At 68.2% G+C, this 25668-nt stretch carries 21 protein-coding genes; all 21 read left to right on the top strand.

Annotated features, from left to right (window positions below):
* Positions 1 to 72 precede the first annotated feature (72 nt).
* Positions 73 to 1869, top strand: a complete 1797-nt coding sequence (gene secD, locus QH196_RS17070) for a protein translocase subunit SecD (RefSeq protein WP_280416788.1) — start codon at positions 73 to 75, stop codon at positions 1867 to 1869.
* A gap of 2 nt (positions 1870 to 1871) precedes the next feature.
* Positions 1872 to 3056 (top strand): protein translocase subunit SecF, encoded by a 1185-nt coding sequence (secF, locus tag QH196_RS17065; RefSeq protein WP_280416787.1) that lies wholly within the window; start codon positions 1872 to 1874, stop codon positions 3054 to 3056.
* 19 nt (positions 3057 to 3075) lie between these two features.
* Entirely contained in the window at positions 3076 to 4761 is a 1686-nt protein-coding gene (locus QH196_RS17060) for an ABC transporter substrate-binding protein (protein ID WP_280416786.1), read from the top strand.
* A gap of 32 nt (positions 4762 to 4793) precedes the next feature.
* A complete protein-coding gene (locus QH196_RS17055) occupies positions 4794 to 5366 on the top strand; it encodes an adenine phosphoribosyltransferase (RefSeq protein ID WP_280416785.1) in 573 nt (190 codons plus the stop codon).
* A 182-nt stretch (positions 5367 to 5548) separates the two neighbouring features.
* Positions 5549 to 7123 (top strand): ABC-F family ATP-binding cassette domain-containing protein, encoded by a 1575-nt coding sequence (locus QH196_RS17050; protein ID WP_280416784.1) that lies wholly within the window; start codon positions 5549 to 5551, stop codon positions 7121 to 7123.
* Positions 7124 to 7301: 178 nt separating this feature from the next.
* Positions 7302 to 9692 (top strand): RelA/SpoT family protein, encoded by a 2391-nt coding sequence (locus QH196_RS17045; protein ID WP_280416783.1) that lies wholly within the window; start codon positions 7302 to 7304, stop codon positions 9690 to 9692.
* Positions 9693 to 9891: 199 nt separating this feature from the next.
* Positions 9892 to 11574: a cutinase family protein gene (locus tag QH196_RS17040; protein ID WP_280416782.1), complete on the top strand. Its 1683-nt coding sequence runs from the start codon at positions 9892 to 9894 to the stop codon at positions 11572 to 11574.
* 57 nt (positions 11575 to 11631) lie between these two features.
* A complete protein-coding gene (locus QH196_RS17035) occupies positions 11632 to 12543 on the top strand; it encodes a hypothetical protein (protein ID WP_280416781.1) in 912 nt (303 codons plus the stop codon).
* A 13-nt stretch (positions 12544 to 12556) separates the two neighbouring features.
* The gene (locus QH196_RS17030; protein WP_280416780.1) at positions 12557 to 13423 is read left to right on the top strand and encodes a MinD/ParA family ATP-binding protein; all 867 of its coding nucleotides are present in this window, start codon (positions 12557 to 12559) and stop codon (positions 13421 to 13423) included.
* Positions 13420 to 14085 (top strand): DUF6668 family protein, encoded by a 666-nt coding sequence (locus tag QH196_RS17025; RefSeq protein WP_280416779.1) that lies wholly within the window; start codon positions 13420 to 13422, stop codon positions 14083 to 14085. Before QH196_RS17030 ends, QH196_RS17025 begins: the two co-directional genes overlap by 4 nt.
* Positions 14086 to 14178: 93 nt before the next feature.
* The gene (locus tag QH196_RS17020) at positions 14179 to 14478 is read left to right on the top strand and encodes a hypothetical protein (protein ID WP_033241574.1); all 300 of its coding nucleotides are present in this window, start codon (positions 14179 to 14181) and stop codon (positions 14476 to 14478) included.
* A 7-nt stretch (positions 14479 to 14485) separates the two neighbouring features.
* Entirely contained in the window at positions 14486 to 14755 is a 270-nt protein-coding gene (locus tag QH196_RS17015; RefSeq protein WP_280416778.1) for a hypothetical protein, read from the top strand.
* Between the two features lie 31 nt (positions 14756 to 14786).
* Complete coding sequence (locus QH196_RS17010) at positions 14787 to 15428, top strand: hypothetical protein (RefSeq protein ID WP_280416777.1); 642 nt, start codon at positions 14787 to 14789, stop codon at positions 15426 to 15428.
* Positions 15425 to 16231, top strand: a complete 807-nt coding sequence (locus QH196_RS17005) for a hypothetical protein (protein ID WP_062974107.1) — start codon at positions 15425 to 15427, stop codon at positions 16229 to 16231. Before QH196_RS17010 ends, QH196_RS17005 begins: the two co-directional genes overlap by 4 nt.
* A complete protein-coding gene (locus tag QH196_RS17000; protein WP_280416776.1) occupies positions 16225 to 17802 on the top strand; it encodes a hypothetical protein in 1578 nt (525 codons plus the stop codon). Before QH196_RS17005 ends, QH196_RS17000 begins: the two co-directional genes overlap by 7 nt.
* Positions 17799 to 19289 carry an SCO6880 family protein gene (locus QH196_RS16995; RefSeq protein WP_033241577.1) on the top strand — a complete coding sequence of 497 codons (1491 nt, stop codon included), beginning with the start codon at positions 17799 to 17801 and terminating at the stop codon, positions 19287 to 19289. Before QH196_RS17000 ends, QH196_RS16995 begins: the two co-directional genes overlap by 4 nt.
* Positions 19290 to 19296: 7 nt before the next feature.
* Entirely contained in the window at positions 19297 to 21366 is a 2070-nt protein-coding gene (locus QH196_RS16990) for a hypothetical protein (RefSeq protein ID WP_280416775.1), read from the top strand.
* Entirely contained in the window at positions 21363 to 21671 is a 309-nt protein-coding gene (locus tag QH196_RS16985) for a transposase (RefSeq protein ID WP_062974105.1), read from the top strand. Before QH196_RS16990 ends, QH196_RS16985 begins: the two co-directional genes overlap by 4 nt.
* A gap of 13 nt (positions 21672 to 21684) precedes the next feature.
* On the top strand, positions 21685 to 23340 hold the full coding sequence (locus QH196_RS16980; protein ID WP_280416774.1) for a peptidoglycan DD-metalloendopeptidase family protein: 1656 nt from the start codon (positions 21685 to 21687) through the stop codon (positions 23338 to 23340).
* On the top strand, positions 23337 to 23939 hold the full coding sequence (locus QH196_RS16975; RefSeq protein ID WP_280416773.1) for a hypothetical protein: 603 nt from the start codon (positions 23337 to 23339) through the stop codon (positions 23937 to 23939). Before QH196_RS16980 ends, QH196_RS16975 begins: the two co-directional genes overlap by 4 nt.
* Before the next feature lie 30 nt (positions 23940 to 23969).
* Positions 23970 to 25668: type IV secretory system conjugative DNA transfer family protein (locus tag QH196_RS16970; protein ID WP_280416772.1), on the top strand; the 1699-nt coding region annotated here is incomplete at its 3' end.

Raw genomic sequence — 25668 nt, 5'->3', positions numbered from 1 at the left:
GCCGATCGATGCGGGCGCGCCCGTGCCGGCCGGCCGTTCCACCCAGAACTTCCGCCTAGGAGATGACGACCTGTGCCACCGTCCCAGGGATCGGCGCATCAACTCCGCTGGCTCGCCCTTTTCGGCGTGCTGGTGGCCGCGATCTACGCGCTGGTGTTCTTCACCGGTGACAAATCACCGACGCCCAAACTCGGCATCGACCTACAGGGCGGTACCAGGGTCACGCTGACCGCCCGGACACCGGACGGCAACCGGCCCAGCCAGGACAGCCTGACCAAGGCCCAGGAGATCATCGAGAACCGTGTGAACGGTCTCGGTGTTTCCGGTTCCGAGGTCGTGATCGACGGCGACAACCTCGTCATCACCGTTCCCGGTGACGACAGTCAGCAGGCCCGTACGCTGGCCACGACCGCCAAGCTCTATATCCGCCCGGTACTCCAGGCCGTTCCGGCGCCCGGCAGTCCGCAGGCGCAGCAGGCGCCCGGCCAGCCCACCGCACCGGCGGTTCCCCAGGCGCCCGCGCCCGCCCCGGCTCCGGAGGCACCGCCGGCCGGGGACGGCGCCGGTGTACCGGCCGAACCCGAGCAGCCGGCCCCGGAGACTCCCGCCGCCGCTGCCCCGGTATCCGCCGAGGATCTCGAGGTCCGCCCGGCACAGGCCCCCGGGACTCCCGCGCCGGAGCCGCCGCCGTCGACCGAGCCTGCGCCCGCACCGGCGCCGGGTGAACCGGCCCCGGCCGACGAATCGCTGAGCCCGCAGGAACAGGCCCAGCAGGAGATCGAGGCGGCCAAGACGCTGCGGCAGAGCACCGACCCGACCATGCAGCAGCTGGCGATGTCCACGATGGACTGCGCCGCGGCCGACCCGCTGGCCGGTAACGACGACCCGAATCTGCCGTTGGTCACCTGTTCCACCGACGGCACCGAGGTCTTCCTGCTCGACAAGAGCCGGATCGACGGCCAGGAGATCGCCGACGCCACCTCCGGGTTCAATACCGAACAGTCCCGCCACGAGATCAACCTGGAATTCAAGTCCGGTGGCAGCGACGCCTGGGCGGCGCTCACCGGCGAGTACGTCCAGCAGCGGGTCGCGTTCGTGCTGGACTCGCAGGTCGTCAGCGCGCCGGTCGTACAGCAGGGGCCGCAGCTCGGCGGGCGCACCCAGATCTCGGGTAATTTCACCGCCTCCTCCGCCCAGGATCTGGCGAACACGCTGAAGTACGGTTCGCTGCCGCTGTCGTTCGAAACCTCCGAAGCCGAGACGGTCTCGGCGACGCTCGGGCTCTCCTCGCTGCGCGCGGGCCTCATCGCCGGTGCGGTGGGTCTGGCCGTGGTGCTGCTGTACTGCCTGGCCTATTACCGGATGCTGGGTTTCTTGACGGCGTTGTCACTGGTCGGATCCGGTTTCGCGGTCTACGGGATCATGGTGCTGCTCGGCCGGTGGATCGGGTTCACCCTGGACCTCGCCGGTATCGCGGGTCTGATCATCGGTATCGGTATGACCGCCGACTCGTTCGTGGTCTTCTTCGAACGCATCAAGGACGAGATACGGGAGGGCCGAAGTTTCCGGTCCGCGGTTCCACGCGGCTGGCAGCGAGCCCGGAAAACCATCCTCTCCGGTAACGCCGTCAGCTTCATCGCCGCGGCCGTGCTCTACGTGCTGGCCGTCGGACAGGTGCGCGGGTTCGCCTTCACTCTCGGACTGACCACCATTCTCGACGTCGTGGTGGTGTTCCTGGTGACGGCTCCGCTGGTGCAGCTGGCCGCCCGTTCCGCCTTCTGGGCCAAGCCCTCGGTGAACGGTCTCGGCGCGATGCAGCAGCTGGCCCGTGAACGCAAGGCGGCCGAGGCCGCGGTGGGGAAGGCGTGACGATGAACAGTTCCGTAACCATGGACAAGCCCGAACCCGCGCGCACGAACGGTGCCCGGCACAGCTGGATGAACCGCCTGTACACCGGTACCGGCGTATTGGATGTGGTCGGTAACCGCCGGCGCTGGTACATCGTCACCGCGGTCATCGTGCTGGTCTGCCTGCTGAGTATGGCGGTACGCGGTTTCACCTTCGGTATCGATTTCGTCGGCGGATCCCGGATCCAGCTTCCGGCCGGTGATGCCACTACCGAACAGGTCGAAACGGTGTATTCCGATGTGCTCGGTTCGGAACCCGAATCGGTGCAGACCGTCGGCACCGGTGATACCGCCACCATCCTGATCCGTTCGGAAACACTGAGCGCCGAGGACCTCGGCGCCCTGCAGACCGCGTTGTTCGACGAGTTCCAGCCCACCGACGACAGCGGGAACCCGAGCCGCAACGCCATCAGCGCCTCCGATGTCAGCGAAACCTGGGGCGGGCAGATCACCCGGCAGGCGCTGATCGCGCTGGTGGTGTTCTTGGTGATCGTGAGTGTCTACATCGGGTTCCGCTACGAACGCGATATGGCGCTCGCCGCGCTGGCGGCCCTCGTCTTCGACCTGTTGGTGACGGCCGGTATCTATTCGCTGGTCGGTTTCGAAGTGACCCCGGCGATGGTGATCGGCATGCTCACCATTCTGGGTTTCTCGCTCTACGATTCGGTCGTTGTCTTCGACAAGGTCGAGGAGAACACCCGCGGCGTAACGCATACCAACCGGCGCACCTACGGCGAGCAGGCGAACCTGGCGGTCAACCAGACACTGATGCGGTCGATCAACACCACCCTGATCGGTGCTCTGCCGATCATCGGTCTCATGGTGATCGCGGTGTGGATGCTCGGCGTCGGTACGCTGCAGGATCTTGCGCTGGTGCAGCTGGTCGGCACGGTGGTCGGTGCCTATTCGTCCATCTTCTTCGCGACCCCGCTGCTGGTTTCGATCAAGGAACGCTGGGGTCCGGTCGCCGCGCACACCAAGAAGGTGCACGCCCGGCGGGCCGGCCGGGCGCCGCAGGGTGCCGGGCCGGCGCCCCGCCCGCGCCCCACGGAAGCGGGCGACCGGGAACCGCGGGTGGCGCGCGGCGCCGGTTCCGCCGGGCCCGCGCCCGGCGCACGTCCCACGGGTAAACGACAGAGGCGGCACTGACTACGAGGGGTACGGATCGATGCGACTGCCATATCTGCGCCGGACCATCGCGCTGCTCGCGGCAACCACCGCGGCCGCCGGATTGGCGGCGGGATGTTCCGGTGAGGATCAGGTGCCCTCGATCGGTTACGCCGTCGATACTGCGGTCACCAGTTACAACGGTGGTACGGCCGCGGGTGCGGCCTCGGCTCAGGCCGTCTTCGGCCGGGTGCTGACCGGGTTCTTCTATACCGGGCCCGCCGGTCAGCCGGTTGCCGATACCGATACCGGGACCGCCAAGGAAGTGCCCGGTGAGGCGCAGACGATCCAGTACCGGCTCAATCCGCGGGGCGTCTATTCCGACGGCGTGCCCACCTCGTGCGACGATCTCGTCTTCACCTGGGCCGCCCGCAGCGGCCGGTTCCCGGGTTTCGAATCGGCGAGCACGGCCGGTTACGAGGATATCGAGCGGGTGGAATGCCAGCCGGGCTCCAAGGACGGCACCGTGGTGTTCCGGCCCGGGAAGCGCTACTTGCCCTGGCGCACCCTGTTCGGTGCCGGCGAATTGATGCCCGCCCATGTGGCGGCCGAGGCGGCGGATGTTCCCGATATCGTCGCCGCCGTCCAGAACGACGACCGGCCCGCGCTGGACCGGCTGGCGCAGTTCTGGAACACCGGCTGGAAACTGGAACCCGGTGACCTGGACATCACTCGCTTCCCTGCCTCCGGGCCGTACCGGATCGAATCGTACGGCCTCGAGGACGGCCTCGTCCTGGTCGCCAACGAGCGCTGGTGGGGGGAGGCACCGGCCACCGGCCGGATCGTCGTGTATCCCAAACCGGCCGATCTCGCGGCCCGGATCGAGGACGGATCGGCGGCCGTGGTGGATATCGGCGCGGGGTCGCTGCCCGAGATGAACCTGGACGCCTACTCCGTTCAGCAGTTGCCCAGCCGCGGTGTCGAACAGCTCGTCCTCAACACCGGCGGGGTGTTCGAATCGACCGCCGCGCGGCGCGCTTTCGCCCTCTGTGTGCCCCGGCAGGCGCTGTACGACCAACTCGGCCGGGTCACCGAGCCGCCGGAGGCGGGACTGGGCTCGGGCCCGTCGAATTCCCGAACCCTGCAGCAGGATTCGCTGTACTACCCCGCGGCCACGGGCGCAGCCGGGCCGTTCGCGGCCGGTGATGTCGAAGGCGCCCAGGCGGCGCTGGCCGACGCCGGTAAGGACGGGATGGTCGTCCGGATCGGCTACCTCGCGCCCGACGCCCGCCGGGCGCAGACGGTGTCGATGATCGCCGATGCGTGCAAAGCGGCCGGTATCACCGTAGAAGACGCGAGCACCCCGGACTTCACGCCCGCGCGGTTGCGTGAGGGGGCGGTGGACGCGGTGCTCGGCGGGCCCGGGGGAGCGCAGGGACCGGCGGGTTCACTCGACGGTATCGCCGCGATCGGCGGCCTGCGCAGCGGTAGCGGACTCAATATCGGCCAGTTCCGCAACGGCCGCTTCGATTCGATCACCGATCAGCTCGCCGCGGAGGACAACTCGACCACGCAGCTGAATCTGCTCACCGAGGCCGAGAACCTGCTGTGGGCACAGCTGCCCAGCGTCCCGCTGTTCGCGACCCCGCGTACGATCGCGTTCTCCGGTGGCCTGGACAACGGTATCGCGGGTCCCACCCGGGCCGGATCCGGCTGGAATATGGACCAGTGGGTTCTGCAGCGTTGATGCCGAGTGTGTCCGATGAGAGAGGTATCCCGATGAGTAAGCATGCGGCGGCCGGACCTGCCGAGGCAACCCGCGAACGCGGCGGGCAGGCCGCCGAGCTCGTCCGGCGCCTCACCCGCTGGGCCGATGATTTCCCGGAGCCCGGGGTCCGCTTCGCCGACCTCACCCCGGTTTTCGCCGATCCCGACGGGTTCCGGTCCGTTGTCGACTGCTTGGCCGCGCTGGTTCCGGACGCGGATCTGGTCGCCGGGGTGGATGCTCGCGGATTCCTGCTCGGCGCCGGGGTCGCGACCACGCTGGGGACCGGGGTGCTCGCCGTCCGCAAACGGGGCAAGTTACCGCCTCCGGTGATCACCCGGGAATATCAACTGGAGTACGGGACCGCCGCGCTGGAGGTCCCCGCCACCGGTGTCGAGCTGGCCGGCCGCCGGGTGCTGCTGCTCGACGATGTGCTGGCCACCGGCGGCACCCTGGCGGCGGCCGCGGATCTGTTCACCAGCGCCGGCGCGCATATCGTGGCCGCGGCGGTCGTGCTGGAACTCGAGGGCCTGGGCGGACGCGCCCGGCAGGGCGATTACCCGGTCACCTCGATCGTCACCGTCTGAACGTGCCCGATGCGGGAATCGTGTGATCCCTGTCGAATAATGCTGGCGTCGCCCCGGACGCGGGTGTAACCTCGTCGAGGTCTTGTTCCCGGGGATCGGAGTTGCCGTTGCTCTCATGAGGTAGTCGCTCGTGCGGCCCGCATAATGCGCGCCGCGTCCGCATCGATACCTCAGGGGCAGCCGTGGCCGATATTTCTCTTTCCGATCTCTGTTTTTCCTGGCCGGATGGCACTCCGGTGTTCGACGGGCTCGACGCTGTGCTCGGGCCGGGCCATATCGGCCTCGTCGGATCCAACGGGGCAGGGAAATCCACTCTCTTACGTCTACTGGCCGGTGAACTGCGCCCGGCGCGTGGTTCGATCACCGTATCCGGCGGACTCGGTTATCTGCGGCAGGATCTCGGTCTGGCCGTGGGGCAGCGGGTCGATACCGTGCTCGGTATCGCTGAAACGCGAAAGGCGCTGCACCGCATCGAATCCGGATCCGGCGACGAGACCGATTTCGATACCGTCGGCACCCGGTGGGATATCGAGGAACGCGCGGTGGCGTTGTTCGGGCGGCTCGGGCTGGATTATCTGGCGGGTTCGGTCGCGCAGTTGGACCGCCGGCTGGAAACCCTCTCCGGCGGGGAAACCGTCCTGCTCGGCCTGGTGGCCGAACTGCTCCGGGAACCGCAGGTTCTGCTGCTGGATGAACCCACCAACAACCTCGATTCGGCGGCCCGCACCCGGCTCTACGACGTCGTCGACCAGTTCACCGGCACCGTGCTGGTGGTCAGCCACGACCGGGAACTGCTGGAGCGCATGAGCGCTGTCGCCGAACTGCGCGGTGGCCGGTTGCGGTTGTTCGGCGGTAACTACAGCGACTACGAGCAGATCGTCGAACAGGAACAGGAGGTCGCCCGGGCGGCGATTCGCGACGCGCGCAGCGATATGCGCAAACAATCGCGGGAGCTGGTGGAGGCCCGGATCAAACTCGACCGGCGGCAGCGGTACGGGCAGAAGATGTACGAGAACAAGCGCGAACCGAAGATCGTGATGGGACAGCGTAAACGGCAGGCCGAGGTATCGGCGGGCAAACTGCGCAACAGCCATATCGAGAAGGTTCAGGAGGCGAAGGATCGGCTCGAACAGGCCGAGGAATCCTTACGCGACGATCGTGAGATCCGGGTCGAACTACCCGATACGCGGTTGTATCCCGGTCAGCATGTGGTCGCGCTGGAGGCGGTGCGGCTGGCCAACGGCCCGGTGGTCTCACTGGCGGTCGACGGTCCGGAGCGAGTGGCGATCACCGGCCGCAACGGGGCCGGGAAAACGACGCTGCTGCGGCGGCTCACCGCCGAACCGCCGCGGGTGCCGTGGCGGATGCTGCCGCAGCGGCTCGATCTGTTCGACGAACGCCGCAGCGTCTTCGACAATGTCGCCGCCGGCGCCCCGCACGCCGAACCGGAGCGGATCCGCGCCCAGCTGGCCCGCTTCCTGTTCCGCGGCGCTGCCGCCGATGTGCCCGCCGCCGCGCTTTCCGGCGGTGAGCGGCTGCGGGCCGCGCTGGCAATGCTGTTGCTCGCCGACCCGGCGCCCAAACTGCTGATTCTCGACGAGCCGACCAATAACCTGGACCTGGTGAGTCTGCGGCATCTCACCCAGGCCCTGGCCGCCTTCCAGGGCGCGCTGCTCGTGGTGAGTCACGATCGGCGGTTCCTGGCCGATATCGGTATCACCAGGTGGGTCGAACTGACCCCGGACGGGCTCGGGTGAGGAACCCGAACCCACACGGAGTGGGAAGGACGAGGTCGAATACGGTGTTGTATCGGGTGGGTCCGCGTATCGATAGGTGTCGATGGTGTTGCTCTGGGGTCTCCCGTACTGCTGCGGGGTCTAAAGTTGGTGGTCTGAAGCGTTGCGGTGCTACGCCGCGGCACGGAGAGGTGGTGGCATGACTCAGCATCTGGGCGAGGCGAAGGTCGAGCAGACATCGGGCTCGCAGTCCAACGGTGCCGGAGCCGCCGCCTCCCCTGCCGGTGCGCGTCCCGGCGCCGAAACCGAGCCCGCTCGGCAGTCCGGCGCCGTCCCCAGTTCGGCCTCCCGCCGGGTGCGCGCCCGGCTGGCCCGGCGGATGACCGGTCAGCGCGGTATTCCCGCGGTGAAACCGGTGCTCGAACCCCTGGCCACGGTGCACCGCGAGCTGTATCCGAAGGCGAATCTCACCCAGTTGCAGCGCGCCTTCGATGTCGCCGACGAACGCCACGCCACCCAGTTCCGCAAATCCGGCGATCCGTACATCACCCATCCGCTGGCCGTCGCGAATATCCTCGCCGAGCTGGGGATGGACACCACCACCCTGGTGGCGGCCCTGCTACACGACACCGTCGAGGACACCGGGTACACGCTGGAACAGCTCACCGCGGAATTCGGCTCCGAGGTCGCCCACCTGGTCGACGGTGTCACCAAACTCGACAAGGTCAACCTGGGCGCGGCCGCCGAAGCCGAGACCATCCGCAAGATGATCATCGCCATGGCCCGCGACCCGCGGGTGCTGGTGATCAAGGTGGCCGACCGGTTGCACAATATGCGGACCATGCGGTTCCTGCCGCCGGAAAAACAGGCCAAGAAGGCCCGCGAAACCCTCGAGGTGATCGCCCCGCTGGCGCACCGGCTGGGGATGGCGACCGTCAAATGGGAACTCGAGGATCTCGCGTTCGCGATTCTGCATCCCAAGAAGTACGACGAGATCGTCCGTCTGGTCGCCGACCGGGCGCCGTCACGTGACACCTACCTGGCGAAGGTGCGCGCCGAAATCGTGAACACCCTCGCCGCGTCCCGGATACCCGCCACGGTCGAGGGCCGGCCCAAGCACTACTGGTCGATCTATCAGAAGATGATCGTCAAGGGGAAGGATTTCGACGATATCCACGACCTGGTGGGTATCCGCATCCTGTGCGACGAGGTCCGCGACTGCTACGCCGCCGTCGGTGTGGTGCATTCGCTGTGGCAGCCCATGGCCGGCCGTTTCAAGGACTACATCGCCCAGCCCCGCTACGGGGTGTACCAGTCGCTGCACACCACCGTGGTGGGCCCGGACGGTAAACCGCTCGAGGTGCAGATCCGCACACACGATATGCACCGCACCGCCGAATTCGGCATCGCCGCGCACTGGCGCTACAAGGAGACCAAGGGCCGCCACTCGGGTGACGCCGCCGAAGTCGACGATATGGCCTGGATGCGGCAGCTGCTCGACTGGCAGCGCGAGGCCGCGGACCCGGCCGAGTTCCTGGAATCGCTGCGGTTCGACCTCAAGGCCCCGGAGATCTTCGTCTTCACCCCGAAAGGCGACGTGATCACGCTGCCGCAGAAGTCCACACCGGTGGATTTCGCCTACGCGGTGCACACCGAGGTCGGGCACAAATGTATCGGTGCCCGGGTGAACGGCCGGTTGGTCGCGCTGGAACGGCAACTGGAGAACGGCGAGGTCGTGGAGGTCTTCACCTCCAAGGCGCCGAACGCCGGGCCCAGCCGCGATTGGCAGCAGTTCGTGGTCTCGCCGCGCGCCAAGGCCAAGATTCGCCAGTGGTTCGCCAAGGAGCGCCGGGAAGAGGCGCTGGAGAACGGCAAGGAGCAGATCAACAAAGAGGTCAAACGGGTCGGCCTGCCGTTGCAGCGGCTGATGAACGTCGACGCGATGACCGCCGTGGCGCACGAACTGCACTACGGCGATATCTCCATGCTCTACACCGCGGTCGGTGAGCATCAGGTCTCCGCGCATCATGTGGTGCAGCGGCTCATGGCCCAGCTCGGCGGAATCGGCGATGTGGAGAATGAACTCGCCGAACGCTCCACTCCGTCCACCACCCCGCCGCGGCAGCGGCTCAGCGGTGATGCCGGTGTGCTGATCCCCGGCGCCGAGGGCACCGTGGCCAAGCTGGCGAAATGCTGTACTCCCGTGCCCGGCGACGAGATCCTGGGGTTCGTGACCCGCGGGGGTTCGGTGAGCGTGCACCGGGTGGATTGCACCAACGCCGATTCGCTGCAGGAGCAATCGGAACGAATCATCGACGTGGAATGGGCGCCGTCGCCGCATTCGGTTTTCCTGGTGGCCATCCAGATCGAAGCGCTGGACCGGACCCGGTTGCTCTCCGATGTCACCAAGGTGCTGGCCGACGAGAAGGTCAACATCCTGTCCGCGGCGGTGACCACGCACGGCGACCGGGTGGCGATCAGCAAGTTCACCTTCGAGATGGGTGATCCGAAGCATCTGGGCCATTTGCTCAATGTTGTCCGCAACGTCGAGGGCGTCTACGACGTCTACCGGGTGACCTCCGCCGCCTGAGTGTTTCGGGGCCTTGGCAGCCGCTGCGGGGCCGCCGGAATTTTGTAACGTTCCGGCCGCAACGCGCCGCGGCGCGTCCGGGGGGTGCAGGCGGGTCGCGTAAACTCTTCGCCGCTTCAGCGGTCATAGCCGGAATCTGTTACCGTTTACTGCGTTTCGTCGCGCTCGGTAACTGCGGTAAGAGTGATTGCGGGTCGCTATGGCTGTAAGCAGAAGTTTCTCGGGGATGCTGATCGCACTCACCGTCGCTGTGGCGACCGTGACAGCAGGGACCCTTACAGCTCCCGCATACGCCCAGCCGCCCGACCTCTCCGGGCCATCGGGTTCGTCGAACGAATTACCGGTCAGTACCTGCCCGGCAATGTACGCCTTGGGGATCCAGGGCACCGGCGAATCGTCGCCGGATGCCGCGCCCACCACTGATACCGGCATGCTGTCCACGGTGTTCCGGCCGCTGATGGCCGCCGCACCCGAGGAAGAGCTGGTCCAGCGCGCCTATGTGCCCTACGAATCCAGTTTCGGTGGGATAGACGGCGGTAGCGTCACCCCGTATTCGGAATCGGTGAGCGGCGGGCTGATCCGGTTGCGCACCATGGCCGTGTCGGTGGCGCAGCGCTGCCCCGATACCCGGTTCGCGATCGTCGGCTATTCCCAGGGTGCCCATGTCGCTTCGGTATTCGCCCAGGAGATCGGGCAGGGGCAGGGCCCGTTGCCCGACGACAAGATCGCGGCCGTGGCCCTCATCGGCGACCCCACCAGAACCCCCGGCGCCGCACTGTTTCCCGGTGCTCCGGGTAAGGCGAACCCGGATCCGGCGCCCGGCACCGAGGGCGCGGAAATCGCCGGAATCACCGCGCTTCCGCAGGCGCCCGCCACCGGCGGCGGGATCGCCCCGAACCGGGACGCCGCCGAGGATTTCGGCACCCTCACCGGACGGGTGGCCAGCTTCTGCGCCCCGGGCGATCTCGCCTGCGACGCACCCGAGGGCGCGCCGATCCTGAAGGCGGTGGCCAGTATCGTCGGGCAGGCCAAGCTCAGTGGTGGCGACCCCATCGCCTCGCTCACCTCGGTGGCCCAGGCGCTCGCCTTCACCTCGATCAAAACCGCGACCAAGGTGGTCAACGAGGATGTTTCGGGCACCTCGCTGGCGAATCTGAACATCTCGCCGAAGAAGTCGATTTCCGAACGGCTGGCCGATGCCGCCGATCCGCGGACCCCGCTGGATATTCCGGGTGCGATGCGGGCGCTGCTGAAGGTCGGCATGATCGGCCTGAACGCGGTGGTCACCGTGGTGCGTACGGTCCTGAACCCCGCGGCGATCGCCGAACTGGCCACGGCCGGACTGGCGAACCCGCCGGCGGCGCTGCTGCTGCTGGGAACCAAGCTGCTGGGCGCGATTCCGCAACTCATCCCGCCGACCACCGGTATCCGGCTGGTGACCCAGGCTTTCAATGCCGTCGTCGACAACATCCAGGACAACCACGCCCTGCTCGACACCACGACGTGGGTGCGGTACTGGGACACCATCCAGCGGCATCAGGCCTATGGCAACGCATCGATTTCGGCCACCGGCGAAGCGCCCACGAAGTTCATCGCCGACTGGTTCGCCGCTGCCGCGCGGGATCTCGCGAACGCCTACGGCAGCGGTAGCGAACCGGTTGCCGACGAACCGGCCCCGCTCGGTAGCGCTCCCGGGGCCGCGGCGCCGCCGTCCGCCGGATTCTCAGGAACCGGGCCCGGCGCGTCGCCTGCGCCCGCTCCCTCCGGTACGGGACAATTCCCATTCGGGACAGGAGCCGGCGGCGTGTCCCCGGATCGGCCGTCGGCAGACCGGTCCGATACACCCCCGACAACCGAAAACGACTCGTTCTCCGTGAACTGATCGCCGAGAGGGATCGATGATGCGATATCACGTGCCCGGCGCCACGGGAATGGGGGAATGTTGAAGTCCTACAAAAAACTCGACCGATGGTACGACCCGCTCGAACCCGAGGGGGACAGTGGTGCCGTGGACCGCCCGGCCGAGCGGCCCGAACCGGAGGTCACCGCGGCCGCCGCCGACGACGGTCCCGCCAGGTATCCCGACTATATCGCCGAGGCCGGTAGCGCCTCCGCCGCGCCGGATCCGGCGCCCGCCGAACTCTCCGGCCGACGCACCGAATTCACCGGCGGCTGGTCCGACTGGGTGGACGAGCCGGCCGGCGAGCGTGACGGCGATCTGTTGCGTATGCCCTGGCCCGAAGACGAAACCGCCGAACCCGCCCGTATCGGCCGTAATCCCGGCCGGTTGCGCGATATGTCCGGCGATGCCACTGCCCGCCGGCGCCGCACGGTCGGCGTCCTGATCGCCGCCGTTATCGTCCTCGCCATCGCTACGGCCGTGGTGGTGTATCTGCTGGCTCCGGGCGCGCCCCGGGCAGCCGGACCCGACGACGGGGCCGGTTTACGTTTCACTTCCGGCAGCGCGGGGACTGTGGCGGGCAGGCAATGTCCGGAGGAACAGGACGGCCCGGTGCTCCGCGGCGCCGGCCCGGGCGGAACGGATTCCGGGCCGGCCGCGATTCTGCGCTTCCAATATGCCTACTACGTCGAGCGTTCCGGTGCCGCTGCCCGCGCGGTGGTGGCGCCCGGTGCCCCGGTGTCCTCGGGCGAGGTCATCCAGGCCGGGATCGACAGCGTCGAACCCGGCACCCGGCATTGCGTACGCATCGTGACCGTCGCCGACGGGCGGTACTCCGTCGAGGTCACCGAATACCGGCCCGGTGGTGAACCGGCCACCTACAGCAGGCAGACGGTCACCACCGCGGCGATCGACGGCCGCACCCTCATCACGGGTATTACGGCCGGATAGAGGAGAGTGCAGGATGGGAGAGGATTGGAGCCGCTGGCTCGATACCGCATCGGATTCCGAGGCGGCGGACGAGACCGGCGCGAACCGGAAGGCGTCGGTGGTCCGGCTGCGCGGTAACGGTGGCCGCACCCCGGGCGCGGCCCGGCCGATCCTGGTCGTCGGTGGCTGCGGTGGTGCCGGAACGACCACCACCGCGCTCGGTCTCGCTGGTGAACTGGGGCTTTCGGGAACGGCCACGGTGGCCGTGGACGCCACCCCGGCGGGCGGCGATCTGGCCCTGCGCGGAGCCGACGAGCATCTGCATCCGATCAGCCTGCAGCAGTGGTTGTACGGACGCGGGGACGACGAACCGGCGCCGCTGAAGGACTGTATGTCGCGCGCGACCTCGGGCATCGGCCTGCTGTGGCGTGATGCGGCGCCGCTGCGCCGCCGGGCCAGCTATCTCACCGTGGCGCGGGCGGTGGACCACGCCGGGTACACCGGGATCTTCGACGGTGGTAGCCCGATCGCCGGCCGCCAGTTGCGTCCCCTGCTCGACGATGCGGATATCGCCCTGGTACTGGCCATTCCGGCACGCGTCGACGCGGCGAACCGGCTGCGGGTGACGCTCGAATGGCTGGACGACGAATACGGCGACCAGTCCGAGCCGATGGGCGGTGGCATCGTCGGCGATACCACGATCGTGGTATCGCATCAGCATCCGGGCGTCGATTCGCGGGTCGCCGATCATCTGCGCGAGCATCTGTCCGGCTGGGTCCGCGATATCGTCGAGGTGCCTTACGATCCGCATCTCGCCCGTGGTGAGCTGGTCCGGCATATCGCCCTGGCCGACGAGACCCGGCAGACCTACGAGCGGTTACTCGCCGGGGTGGCATCATGACGGCCGCTATGAATCTTCCTCGCCGACCCGACCGTACCGCCGCCGCCGGAGTGGTGCCCCCGCCGGAATCGCGCCGCGCCGCGATCTGGGACCGCCCCGTTCCGGGAGCCGGGCGGGCGCCCCTGGTCTGGCTGCTGGGTGTGCACGGCGGCGCCGGTGCCAGCACCCTCGCCCATATCCTGGCGCCCGCCGCTGATTCCGGGCGCCGCTGGCCGGGGGGTTTCGAACGGGAATCGCCGTTCGTGGTGCTGGTCGCCCGGGAGACCATCGCGGGGCTGACCCATGCCCATGATCTGCTGCGCCAGCATCATGCCGGGCTGGCCGGTCCCTGCGAGGTTCTCGGGCTGATCACGGTGGCGGCCCGGCCGGGCCGGATGGCGCCGGAGATCCGCCGGTATCGCGATGTGGTGGCCTCACTCGCCGGACAGGTCTGGCAGGTGCCGTGGTACGAGGAATGGACTCTGGTGGAGCCGGAGAAGCTGCCGGTGTGGACCCCCGGGGCGGCGGTCGCCGCACAGCGCCGGCGCCGGATCGATCCACTCGACGAAGTTCCCCTGGATATCCGGGAACTCGGCTCGGAGATCGTCGCGGCCGCCCGTGCCGCCCTGGAAGAATCGGAGGCCGCCCCCGCGCGGGGCCGATCGAGATTCGTGGAGGAGTGATGCCGTGATGCCCGTCGAGCACATGTCCTGTTCCGTGCTCCCCGCGCTCGCGCGGACCCAATGTTGCACCTCAGCTATCGAGAAAGGCACCCGATGAGCACCGTACTTCTGGCGGTTCACCAGGTCTACGACACGGCCGTACTGGCGCAGATAGGCAATCCGACCCCGGAGGCGCCGCCCGGTTCCGACAAGATCCTGCAGCTGGTCCGCTATCTCACCTGGTTCGTGCTGCTGTCCGGTATCTGCGGCATCGTCTACGCGGGCGGTAAGTTCGCGTGGGAGAAGTGGACCGGTGGTGGTCTGGAGTCTCCGAAGATGGTGGCGGGCGCGATGATCGGCGGCGTGGTGGCCACCAGCGCGGGCACCATCATGAACGCCGTCATCGGAACGTGAGGTAGAGATGGATCTGGTCGGGGCGGCCGGTGTATTCGCTTATAAGCAGATGCCGGCCGAGGTGCTGGAACCGCTGATGCAGCTGTTGAACTGGCTGCTGTGGTTCGTCCTCATGGGCTGTCTGGCGTGGTTGATCGTCTCCGCGGGCAAACTGTGGCTCACCTTCAAGGGCGATCTGGCGATGAACGACGCCTCGCACGGCGTGCTCATGAGTCTGCTGGGAGCGGCCGTCGCCAGTACCGCCTCCGGTATCGCCCTGGCGTTCCTGCCGGGATGAGCCGGGGCGAGGCGAGGGGAACGACCTGCGGATGAATTCGACCGAGACACCGGCCGCGCCGCGGTTCGGTGCGTTACGGGCTGCCGGATTGCTGTCGGCGGTACTACTGACCGGAGCCGTCGGCTGTGGGGGAGGGGAGGCGGCGGCGCCGCCGGATCTGTCCGCGCCGCCGACGAATGTGCGCTGGCAGCCTTTCCAGGGTGTGCCGCTGCCGCGTACCGATCAAGGGCCTACTGCGGAAAACGACGGTGCGGCAACGGGTTTCGATCATTCGCCGACCGGCGCGGGGGTTGCGGCGATGGTGCATGCCGTGCGACTGTCGGTGGCCGATGACAGTCAATGGTCGAATATCGCTGCCCGCGAAGTGGTTCCGGGGCCGGCGAAGGACGAGTGGGCGGTGAACCGGGTGCAGGTGTCCATCAGCGGGCCCGCGGATCCGGTGTACGCGCCCCGGCTACTCGGGTACCGGATCACCGAGTACACCGATCAGCGGGCAGCGGTGGACGTGTACAGCGAGTATTCGGACAGTTCGAAGGCCGTGAACCATACGACGGTGGAGTGGTTCGCCCACGATTGGCGGTTACGGCTGCCGGATCCGGAATCGACCGCGCGACCCATCGAACCCGTCGGTGAAATACCGAGTGACACAGTGAAAGTGGAGGCACCGAAGTGAGCGGGAAGGAGACCTATCAGCGTGACCGAGTCTCCTTCGGTGTCGTGGCGTCCGCGGCGGTGCTGGCGCTGATCGTGGTCGTGGGCGTCGTCATGTGGACCGGACGCGACGACGAGCCCGTGGCCGGCCCGGCACCTGCGCCGGCGGTGGGTGAGGGGTTCGCCGATCCGGAGATAGACGTTTTCAACCGCCGGGTGGATATTCCGAACAACCCGGCGGGGCAGGTACTGCCGCAGGATCCGTCGCCGCAGCGCAATCCGTCGGATCCGGATTGGCTCACGGCTGCCCCGGCGGGTACCACCGCGCCGCGGGGTTGGCAGCGGGTATACGGCGCCTCGGTTCCGTTCTCCACCTCCGATGGCCCGCAGCGGATCGAAGACGGTCTGGCAGTGGGATATTCGCATACACCGCAGGGAGCCGCGCTGGCCGCCGCGCAGATCACCTATCGGCTCAACGCCCGGCCCGCTCACCGCGACCTGTACGTGCGGCAGGTGCGGGTTTCGGCACAGCAGATCGCGGCCTACGACAAGGCCCTGGAAGCGGATGCGCTGCCCGAGCAGCAGCCCGAATCGGTCACCCGGTACCTGGTGGCCTCCGATGCGTTCAAGATCGACGACTACGCCGACGATATGGCGATAGTGCGGCTGGCGCTGCGCGCTCCGGCGCTGGACGGGAAACCGGTGTGGGTGACCATGCGGCTGATCATGGTGTGGGATGCGGGTGATTGGCGATTGAAGCCCACCACCTCGCCTAACACACAGACCGAGTATGTCGAATCGCTGGAGGGTTGGACTCGATGGTGATTCCGTTGTTGGGACGGAAAGTGGAAGCTCAGGTAGTGCGCGAGGACAGCGGCTCCGACGATCGGCGTCCGGATCCGGCCGTTTCCCGGCGGGTATCGCTGGCCAGACGATTCGTCACCATCTTCGCGGTGATCTTCACCGTGATGGTCACGACTCCGGCCGTGGCCAACAGCCAGCCCTACGGCTGGGATCAGACCTGCAACGAGATACACGACGCGCTCGATGATCTCGGTATTCCGGGGATATCGCTGGGCGATGCCGCAGCGGCGGTCTGCAAGGCGGGTAACGCGGCGGCCCATCCCGGCGAAGCCGCGACCGCGGTCAAGGACAAGGCGTGGGATTCGACCTTCGGCAAGGTGGTCGATTCGCTGATGAACGGCCTCGGTGAGGCCATCATCCTGGCTCTGACCTTCTGGATGAAGGTGCCCAACGAGGTGGCCAGTGATTCGGGCACGTTGTTCACCAAGATCAACGACTACACCTACCAGGTGCAGATACTGCTGTTGATCGCCTCGATCATCATCACCGGTCTACGCCTGGCCGAAGCCAGACGCGGTGCCGCGATGAACGAGGCGGCCGAATCGTTCCGGATGTTCACCAGAGTGGTGTTCAGTTCCTGGATGCTCGGTGCGGTCATCGTCGCCGGTACCGTGGCCTCGGACCGGTTCGCCGAGTGGATAATCCAGGATTCGACCGACGGCAACGCCCGCAACATGGCCGAGCTCATGGTGAAAACCAGTAAGTTGCAAGCTTTCTCACCCGGCTTGGTACTGATCATCGCCATTGTCGGCCTGCTCGGTGCGCTCGCCCAGATCGTCCTGGCCATCGTGCGCCAGGGGTTGCTGGTGATCGCGGCCGGTGTACTGCCGCTGGCGGCGGCGGCGTCCGGGATGAATACGGGTAAACAGTCGTATCAGAAACTGGTCGGCTGGATCATCGCCTTCATGCTGTGGAAACCCGTGGCCGCGATCGTGTACATGATCGCGTTCACCACCGCGGGCCACGTCGACGAGATGACCCCCGCCGGTGGTCTGCCCGAAGCCGAGGAGGCCCAGCGGATGCTGGTCGCCATCGTGCTCCTGTGCAGCGTCGCGTTCGTCCTGCCGGCGCTGATGCGCCTGGTCACGCCGGCGGTGGCAATCGTGGGCAGCGGCGGCTCGGGTCTGACCGCGACCGGTGGCACACTGCTCGCCGCGGCGGGGCTGGGGGCCATGGGTACCAAGGCCGTCGGCGCCAAGGGTGCGGCCGCCCCGGGGCGCGCCGGATACGTCGGCGGCGCAGCGGGTCCCCCGCCGCCCGGAGGCGGACGCGGCGGCGGCGCCCCGCGGCCGGCGCCGCCACCTCGCGGAGGCGGTGGAGGAGGTGCCCCGGCACCGCAACCGCAACGGCCGGGTGAACCGCCACGCGGCGGCGGTGTACCGTCCGGTTCGTCCCGCGTCGCCAGCGGAATCGGCGCCGCCCGGTCGGCGACCTCCGGGATGTCCCGCGCCGATCAAGCCATGGGCGATGTCGCGGGCGACCGCTGGACCAACCGTTCCCCCGACCTCGGTAGGAGCACCATCCCGCGATGACGAGCACCGAAACCTACGAACGCCGCTCCTACGGGTTGTGGCAGAAACCGCGCAGCGCCGGACTTTTCGGCTTGCGCTGGGAAGAGACCGTGCTCGGCTTCGTGGTGGTCATCACCGCACTGGTCGTCGCCATGGTCGGCGGTTTCCAATGGGGCGCCATCGTGGGCGGGACCGGTGTGGTGATCATGGCGCCCCTGGTCATGCGGCACGGGGGACGTTCGGGCTACGAGACGGGATTGATGATGTTCCACTGGATGCGTTCACGCAGCCGCGGCGAGCACGTGTACCGCGGCGGCCGCTTCTCCCGGGTACCCGGCGGTTTCACCCGCCTGCCCGGTTTGCTCGCCCCGTCGAAACTCTACGAAGGTATCGACGCCGGCGGTTACAGCTTCGGGATGATCCACCTACCACAGTTCGCGCAGTACACGGTGGTGCTGCGCGCATGGCCGCAGGGGCACGAGGCAGTGGACCAGCCGGTGATCGACCGCTGGGTTTCGGCCTGGGGCACATTCCTGGCGTCGGTCGGGCAGACCAGCGATATCGTCGCCGTCGTCCCGGTGATCGATACCGTGCCGGAGACCGGGAACCGGCTGCTCACCGAGGTTTCCACGATCACCCGGCCGGAATCGCCCGACCTCGCCCAGCAGGTGATGTACGAACTGGCCACCGAACTTCCGCAGGAACGGGTGCAGTTGCTGCCGCGGGTTGCGATCACCTTCAAGGCGACCACCGCGGAACGGCGGAAGAACCCGGCCGAGGAAGCAGTCGAAATCGGCCGCCGCCTGCCCGGTATCTGCTCCGCGCTCGCCGAGGCCGGCGTGCGCGCCCAGCCGATGTCGGCCGAGGAGGTCATCGGTTTCATCCGGCGCAGCTACGATCCGGCCTCGCAGGCCGATCTCGAGGTCGCCGCCGGGGAACCCGAAGGCCACGGCCTGGACTGGGCGGATGCGGGCCCGGTATCGCACGACGAGAAATGGGACCATCTGATCCACGACGGCGGCCGGTCGGTCACCTGGGAGATGGATACCGCACCCGAGGGCGCGGTGGACGAACGGGTTCTGCAGCGCCTGCTCGCCCCGAACCCGGAGGTGCCGCGCAAGCGGATCGCCATCGTGTACCGGCCGCATTCGGCCGCCGACGCCGCCGAGATCGTGGACGACGATTTCAAGAACGCCCTGGTCGCGCAGCAGAGCGAACGTGGCGTGGTATCGGCCTCGGCGACCCTGCGGGTCGGTGCGACCCAGCAGGCCCGCGAGGAACAGGCCCGCGGGCACGGTGTCACCCGGTTCGGCGCGCTGGTCACCATCACCGAACCCATGCGCGGCGATCTGCCGCGGATCGAAGCCATCACCCGTGACCTGTCCACCCAGGCCCGGTTGAAGATCCGCCGGTGCTACCGCTACCAGGCCGCGGCCTTCGCGGCATCGCTCGGCTGCGGGGTGATCCTGCCCGAGCACGCGACCATTCCGAAAGCATTGGCAGGGTGAACGACTGATGGTACGCGAGCACGAGCCCCCTTTGCGGGAACGGAACCGGGTCCGGGTCGCCACCGGCGAACGGACACGAGCGGGCCGGGACGAGGACCGGCGCGGCCGGGACACCGAACCCGGTTCCGCGGCCGGTCAGCGGCGCGAGGGCAGCGGCTCGCGTACCGAACGACGCGGCGCGGCCTCGCGCAACGCCGATCCGGGCGGCCGGGTCCCGCGCGAACGGGGTGCGGCCGGCCGGGAACGGGCGCGCCGCGCGCGGGTCGATACGACCGCGGACCGGGCGATGGGTACCCCGGAATTCGACAAGGCCGCGCGCCGGGCGAAGGTCCGGGCCGAAAAACGTAAGCAGTCGGGTCCGCCGCTGCTCGATCCGGCGACCCGGTCCCGGCTCGAGGAGCTCAGCCGGGAGGGCGCCGGATTACGCGCGGCCTGGGCTACCTTCCGGGTCCGCACCGACGATATCCGCCGCCGCAACTACGAGGCCCGCGCGGAACAGGAATTCCAGGACGGTTTCGACCGGCAGACCGCACAGTTGACCGAGCGTGGTTATGCGGGAGCCGGCGGTGGCCGGATGAATGTCGTGGGCCGCCCGGTCGAATACCGGGCCACGACCGCGCAGGTGGCCGGGCTGTGGCCGTGGTCCGTCGGTGCCGGGGCACCGCTGATCGGAACCCCGCTGGGTTCCCATCTGCATACCGGTGCGCCCGTCTGCTTCGACCCGATGAACTGGTTCATGCGCGGCAGCTTCATCACCGCACCCAGCCTTTTCGTACTGGGGCTCAACGGTTTCGGTAAGTCGTCGCTGGTCCGCCGGATCGTTCTGGGCGGGGTCGCGCAGAGCATCACCCCGTTGATCCTCGCCGATGTCAAACCCGACTATCGGCGTCTGGTGGAGCTGGTCGGCGGACAGGTGATCGACCTGGGGTACGGGCACGGCAAACTCAATCCACTGGCCGGCGGGGTCCTGGGCGATATCGTGCCGCGGTTGGCCGAGCACCCCGAATTGCAGCGTCAGGTATTGCAGGATCTACATGCCCGCCAGGTCACGCTGATCGCCGGTCTGGTGGAACTCGTGCGCGGAGCCCGGGTGCGCGACTACGAGGAGACGTTGATCTCCACCGCACTCGGGATCCTGTACCGGCCGGGCAGCGGGTACAGCCCGGACAGCCCGCCGATCATGGAGGACCTGCTGGAAGTCATCGTCGCCGGCGGCGAGGAGATGATGCTGGACGCCGGCGCCGACAGCGGAAGCGAATACCAGGAGGCGATCCGGGGGCTGCGGCGTTCGTTGCGTGCCCTCACGCAGGGGCCGTTCGGTGCGGTGTTCAACGGCCAGACCACGGTGCCGATCGATACCGATTCGGTGGCGGTATGCATCGATGTCTCCCATATCCCGAACGGGGACAAGAAGCTCAAGGCCGCCGTCATGCTGGCCTGCTGGGCCGACGGTTTCGCGGCGGTGGAGGCGGCGCACACCCTCACCGATGCGGGGATGGCCCCGCAGCGGTACTTCCAGGTGGTGATGGACGAGCTGTGGCAGGTACTGGGCCTCGGCGATTTCATGGTCGACCGGGTGGACGAACTGACCCGCCTGCAGCGCGGTATCGCCACCGCGCTGATCATGATCAGCCACACCATCAAGGATTTGCAATCGCTCGGGTCGGAGGCGGCCATCGCCAAGGCGCTGGGCTTCCTGGAACGCGCGCGGGCCAAGATCTTCGGCGCCCTGCCGGCCGAGGAGATCAAACGGCTGGACAGTACGGTGCCGTTCACCGCTGCCGAGGAGGAGATGGTGACCAGCTGGTCGGCTCCCCAGGCACTGACCGGCGAGGCGCTCAAACCGGGCCAGGTGCGGCCCTCCCCGCCCGGGACCGGCAAATTCCTGCTGAAGATCGGTGAGGATCGCCGGCCCGGTATCCCGTTCCATATGGAATTCACCGCGGCCGAGAAACTCAGCGGGATCCACGACACCAACCAGCGGTTCGACGAATTCACCGCGCATCCGGGCCGCGCCGGCGCCCGCGAGACCACGGCAGGCGACGGTGTGTATCCCGGGGGAGGGAGCGGTTCATGATGCCGCACCGGTCGTATCGGCGGGTATCGCCCGAAGTGCGTGCCGCGGCGGTGAAACAGGTGGTCGCGCTGACCGGCAAACTGCGCAGCGAATCGGAAGCGTGCCGGGTGGTGGCCGAACAGATCGGGGTGCACACGAATTCGGTGCGCAACTGGGTACGGGCCGCGGAGGGACCGGGTCTGGACCGGATGGATGCGGCCGCCCTGCGGCGCAAGGTCACCCTGCTGCAACAGCAGCTGGCCGCGGCCGCGGAAGTGAACCGGGCGCTGGCCGACACCCTGAACGAAAGCCGGCGCCACACGTGAACCAGGCGCGGCCGTGAACGCGAAATCGGTGCTGTGGACAGCGCTCGGATTGGTACTCGGGCTGATGACGGTGATTCTGGTCATCGTGCTGCCCGCCGTCGACGACCCCTGCGAAGGGGGCTCGGTGGTGGACCCGAGCGGATCGGTTCCGCCGGGCGACGACCCGCGGGCAGCGGGCGATATCCCGAGTGCCACCGCCAACCCCGCCGCCACCGCAACACCCGCACTCGCGGCCGACGCGGGGCCGCTGGACCGCACCTGGCCGATGGCCGCCGGAACCTTCTCGGTCTCCGATGTCTTCGGCTCACGCGGCGGCGGCCACAAGGGTATCGACCTGGCGGCGCCCGACGGGACACCCATCTTCTCGGTTACCGACGGGGTGGTGGTGGCCGCCGGTCCGGCGTCCGGATTCGGGAACTGGATCGTGGTCGATTCCACCGATCCGCGTAACGGCCGGGCGTTTTCGGCCGTCTACGGGCATATGTGGGACCACGGGGTGCTGGTGCAGGTGGGGGAGCAGGTGCGGGCCGGGCAGCATATCGGGGCGGTCGGCTCGGCCGGGGAATCCAGCGGTCCGCATCTGCATTTCGAGGTCGTGCCCGGTGGCCGGTTCACCGGTGGCCGGCAGATCGATCCGGTGCCGTGGCTCGACGGCGCGCCGACTCCCGACCTCGGCGGTGCGCGGGCCTATTCGACCGACCCGGAGTGCGTCCGTGGTTTCGGTACGCCCGGTGGGGCGCTGGCCGACGGGAAGGTGCCGCCGGAACTGGAGATCTGGTACCGCCGGGCGGGTTCCCTGTGCCCGGAGGTCACCCCGTCACTGCTGGCCGCACAGGGCCGACAGGAATCCGGTTTCCGGCGCGGCCTCACCTCGCCGGCGGGAGCACAGGGTCTCGCGCAGTTCCTGCCCGGTACCGCCACCAGTACGAACCCCGACGACGGGCAGCCCTATGTCATCGACGCCGACGGTAACGGGGTGGCCAGCGTATGGGACGACGGTGACGCCATCATGGGCCAGGGGCGATATATGTGCGCGATCGCGCACAAGATCAACGGATGGATCGCCGAGGGCCGCGTGCACGGTGATGTGGCCGCGCTGACGCTGGCCGCCTACAACGCGGGCGAGGGGGCGGTACTGGCCTCCGGCGGGATGCCCAACCAGGTTGCCGCGCACTATTCGGAAACCCAGCCGTACGTCGCGAATATCCTGGCCATGGAGGCGGAATACCGGGCCCCGGGCGCCTCCGGCCGCTTCACCCCCGATACCGATACCGGCGCCGGCGCCGGCGACGAGATCGTGCGCGCCGCACACGAATGGCTGGGCACCCCGTACGTCTGGGGTGGTGGCGGGCCACAGGGGCCCAGCAGCGGTGGACTCGACGGCCCGGGGCTCACCTCGGCCGCGGTATTCGCCGCCTCCGGTGGCGAAGTTTCGCTACCCCGCACCGCGGAACAGCAGTGGGAGGCCGGAACCGAGGTATCGATCAGCGAAATACAGCCGGGCGACCTGGTCTTCAGCGAATTCGCCGAACGCGGTCCCGCCCGGGTCGGGATCTACGCCGGTAACGGGCAGATGATCCATGCCGCCCCCGCGGTGACGGCGGAGGCCGCGGGTGGGGTGGCCGAGGCGCCGGTACCCGGCGATGCCCGAGCGAGGAGGGTGCTGTGAACACGCGCGGATCGGCGACTCGTTCGGCGTCGTGGCGGTTAACCTGGAACCGGAAGACGAGTGCCGGTGCGGGACTGGTGGTGGCGCTGATGCTGGGCATCACGATGCTGAGCGGCTGTGGCGGTGGTGACGACGCGGGAACGGCAGGCGGACCGGCCGTTTCCACCCCGCGGCGGCTGGAGGCCGTCCCCGCACCGGATCCCACGACACCCGACGGAGTGGCCGTTGCCGCGTTGCGGGAGATCTACCGGTGGGAACCGGCTACCGAGGTTCCGGGCGATTCGCTGGAGCGGGCGCGGAGATTCCTGGGCCCCAGCTTGGTCCGGGTCCTGGACGCGACCACGGATACCGCGGCTGTGCCCGGTGTTTCGTTGCGCTGGGGTGAATGGGCGGCGGCGGGCGCGCGGGTCGAATCGTTCACCTTCGCGTCCGGGGACCGGCCGCCCGCCGGACCGGATCCCGCTGTGCGGCAGTACAAGATCGGAATCGAGCAGACCGTTGTCTACCCGGACGGCCGCGAGGAACCCCTGGCGCCGGCCACCGTGATCGCGACCGTGGTGCAGACGCCCGCGGGCTGGCGGCTCGACGGTTACCGGTGACCACGGGCGGGGACCACTGAGGAGGCAGGTATGGCGAAGAAGAAACCGGTGAAGGATCCGGCCGTCCCCGGCCCGGACCTGGCCCTCATCGCGATATATGTGGGTGGCGCGGTCCTGGGAACCGTGTGGGCGGCGCTGCATCTGGGCAATATGCTCTCGCTGCAGAAGCAGGATATGCCGGTCAATCCGATCGCTATCGTCGCGGGAATGGTCAAGGGCGAACTGCGCTGGCCCACCGGTGCCACGGTGATCCTGGTGCTGGTGGTTGCCGCGCTGATCGGGTTCGTCCTGTGGCGGCGGCGGGCCGCGGCCAAACGCAGTATCGGCCGGCTGGCGGTGGACGACAAGGCCGATGTCATGGGTAACGGCGGCGCCATCGCCGCGCTGACCGAGGCCGGTGTCCGGGAAAAGGCCGGACAGCTCGGTGTGCGGCTCGGTTCCGACGATTCGCCGGGAGTGCCCATCGGGGTCGCTGTCGCCGATGGTTCCATGCTGTACGGCTCCTACGAGGATCTGCACCTGGATATCTGGGGCCCGCGCCAGGGGAAATCCAGCTCACGGGTCATTCCGGCGATCCTCAGCGCCATCGGGCCGGTCCTGGCCACCTCCAACAAACGCGACGTCGTGGATGCCACAAGGGATGTCCGCGAAGCCAAGGGCAGCCGGACGTTCGTTTTCGATCCGCAGGGCGTCGCGGCCGAGGAACCCACCTGGTACTGGAACCCGCTGGATTGGGTGGACGCGCACAGTGACGGCTGTGAGATGCGGGCGGCGCGGCTGGCCGGGCACTTCGCCGACGCCGACAGCGGTGCCGATTCCGGCAAGGACAACTTCTTCGACCCGGAGGCCGAAGATCTGCTGGCAGGCCTGTTCCTGGCCGCGGCGGTCGCCCGGCGACCCATCACCCAGATCTGGGAATGGGTGACGAACCCGAGTGACGAGGAGCCCGTCACACTGCTGGGCGATGCGGGGCATCGTTATTCGGCGTCCGGTCTGAGCGCGCAGTACAACGCCGACCCGCGGACGCGCAGCGGGATATTCAGTACTGCCAAGAAAATGGTGCGCTGCCTGAAACTCCGGAATGTGCACAAATGGGTGACGCCGCGCACGGATCCCAACGAAAGGGACCGGGGCCAGTTCGACGAGCTGGAGTTCATCGAGAACAACGGCACGCTCTACAGCCTTTCTCTCGAAGGCCGTGGTTCCGCCGCCCCGCTGGTCAGCGCGCTCACCGAGGCCGTTATCGACGTCGCTATGCGCAAGGCCTCCCGGTCGGCGTTCGGACGGCTGCCGATTCCGCTGCTGGCCGTGCTGGACGAGGCCGCGAATGTGGTGCGCTGGAAGGATCTGCCCAAGCAGTACAGCCATTTCGGGTCGCGCGGCATCGTGGTGATGACCGTCCTGCAGTCCTGGGCCCAAGGCGCCCGGTGCTGGGGCGACGACGGGATGAACGCGCTGTGGTCGGCCGCCAATATCAAGGTGTTCGGCAGCGGCGTCGACGATGCGAACTTCCTGCGGGAACGTTCGGAGGCCATCGGCGAGCATTCGTCCATCTCGGGGTCGGTCTCGGAATCCAAGGGCAGTAAGAGTTACTCGCGATCGCTGGGATCGTCGAAGACGTTCACGGTACAGGCGCGGGGGCCCCCACACCCCGGGCCGCGCCCACATTTTTTTAGACAGGGGCACACCCCCCAGCGGAGGGGGGCAGCAGGAGGGGGGGGGGGGGGAG

It is taken from the genome of Nocardia carnea (genome assembly GCF_029868325.1).
Classification (GTDB): Bacteria; Actinomycetota; Actinomycetes; order Mycobacteriales; family Mycobacteriaceae; genus Nocardia; species Nocardia carnea_C.
This window is presented reverse-complemented; position numbering and strand designations above follow the sequence as displayed.

Excerpts from the sequence above, each read along its gene's own strand:
- QH196_RS17030 (WP_280416780.1), top strand. The coding sequence starts at position 12,557 with ATGGGAGAGGATTGGAGCCGCTGGCTCGATACCGCATCGGATTCCGAG.
- QH196_RS17015 (WP_280416778.1), top strand. The coding sequence starts at position 14,486 with ATGGATCTGGTCGGGGCGGCCGGTGTATTCGCTTATAAGCAGATGCCG.
- secF (WP_280416787.1), top strand. The coding sequence starts at position 1,872 with ATGAACAGTTCCGTAACCATGGACAAGCCCGAACCCGCGCGCACGAAC.
- QH196_RS16985 (WP_062974105.1), top strand. The coding sequence starts at position 21,363 with ATGATGCCGCACCGGTCGTATCGGCGGGTATCGCCCGAAGTGCGTGCC.
- QH196_RS17055 (WP_280416785.1), top strand. The coding sequence starts at position 4,794 with ATGAGTAAGCATGCGGCGGCCGGACCTGCCGAGGCAACCCGCGAACGC.
- QH196_RS17035 (WP_280416781.1), top strand. The coding sequence starts at position 11,632 with ATGTTGAAGTCCTACAAAAAACTCGACCGATGGTACGACCCGCTCGAA.
- QH196_RS17060 (WP_280416786.1), top strand. The coding sequence starts at position 3,076 with ATGCGACTGCCATATCTGCGCCGGACCATCGCGCTGCTCGCGGCAACC.
- QH196_RS16995 (WP_033241577.1), top strand. The coding sequence starts at position 17,799 with ATGACGAGCACCGAAACCTACGAACGCCGCTCCTACGGGTTGTGGCAG.
- QH196_RS17025 (WP_280416779.1), top strand. The coding sequence starts at position 13,420 with ATGACGGCCGCTATGAATCTTCCTCGCCGACCCGACCGTACCGCCGCC.
- QH196_RS17000 (WP_280416776.1), top strand. The coding sequence starts at position 16,225 with ATGGTGATTCCGTTGTTGGGACGGAAAGTGGAAGCTCAGGTAGTGCGC.
- QH196_RS17045 (WP_280416783.1), top strand. The coding sequence starts at position 7,302 with ATGACTCAGCATCTGGGCGAGGCGAAGGTCGAGCAGACATCGGGCTCG.
- QH196_RS17020 (WP_033241574.1), top strand. The coding sequence starts at position 14,179 with ATGAGCACCGTACTTCTGGCGGTTCACCAGGTCTACGACACGGCCGTA.
- QH196_RS16990 (WP_280416775.1), top strand. The coding sequence starts at position 19,297 with ATGGTACGCGAGCACGAGCCCCCTTTGCGGGAACGGAACCGGGTCCGG.
- QH196_RS17010 (WP_280416777.1), top strand. The coding sequence starts at position 14,787 with ATGAATTCGACCGAGACACCGGCCGCGCCGCGGTTCGGTGCGTTACGG.
- QH196_RS17040 (WP_280416782.1), top strand. The coding sequence starts at position 9,892 with ATGGCTGTAAGCAGAAGTTTCTCGGGGATGCTGATCGCACTCACCGTC.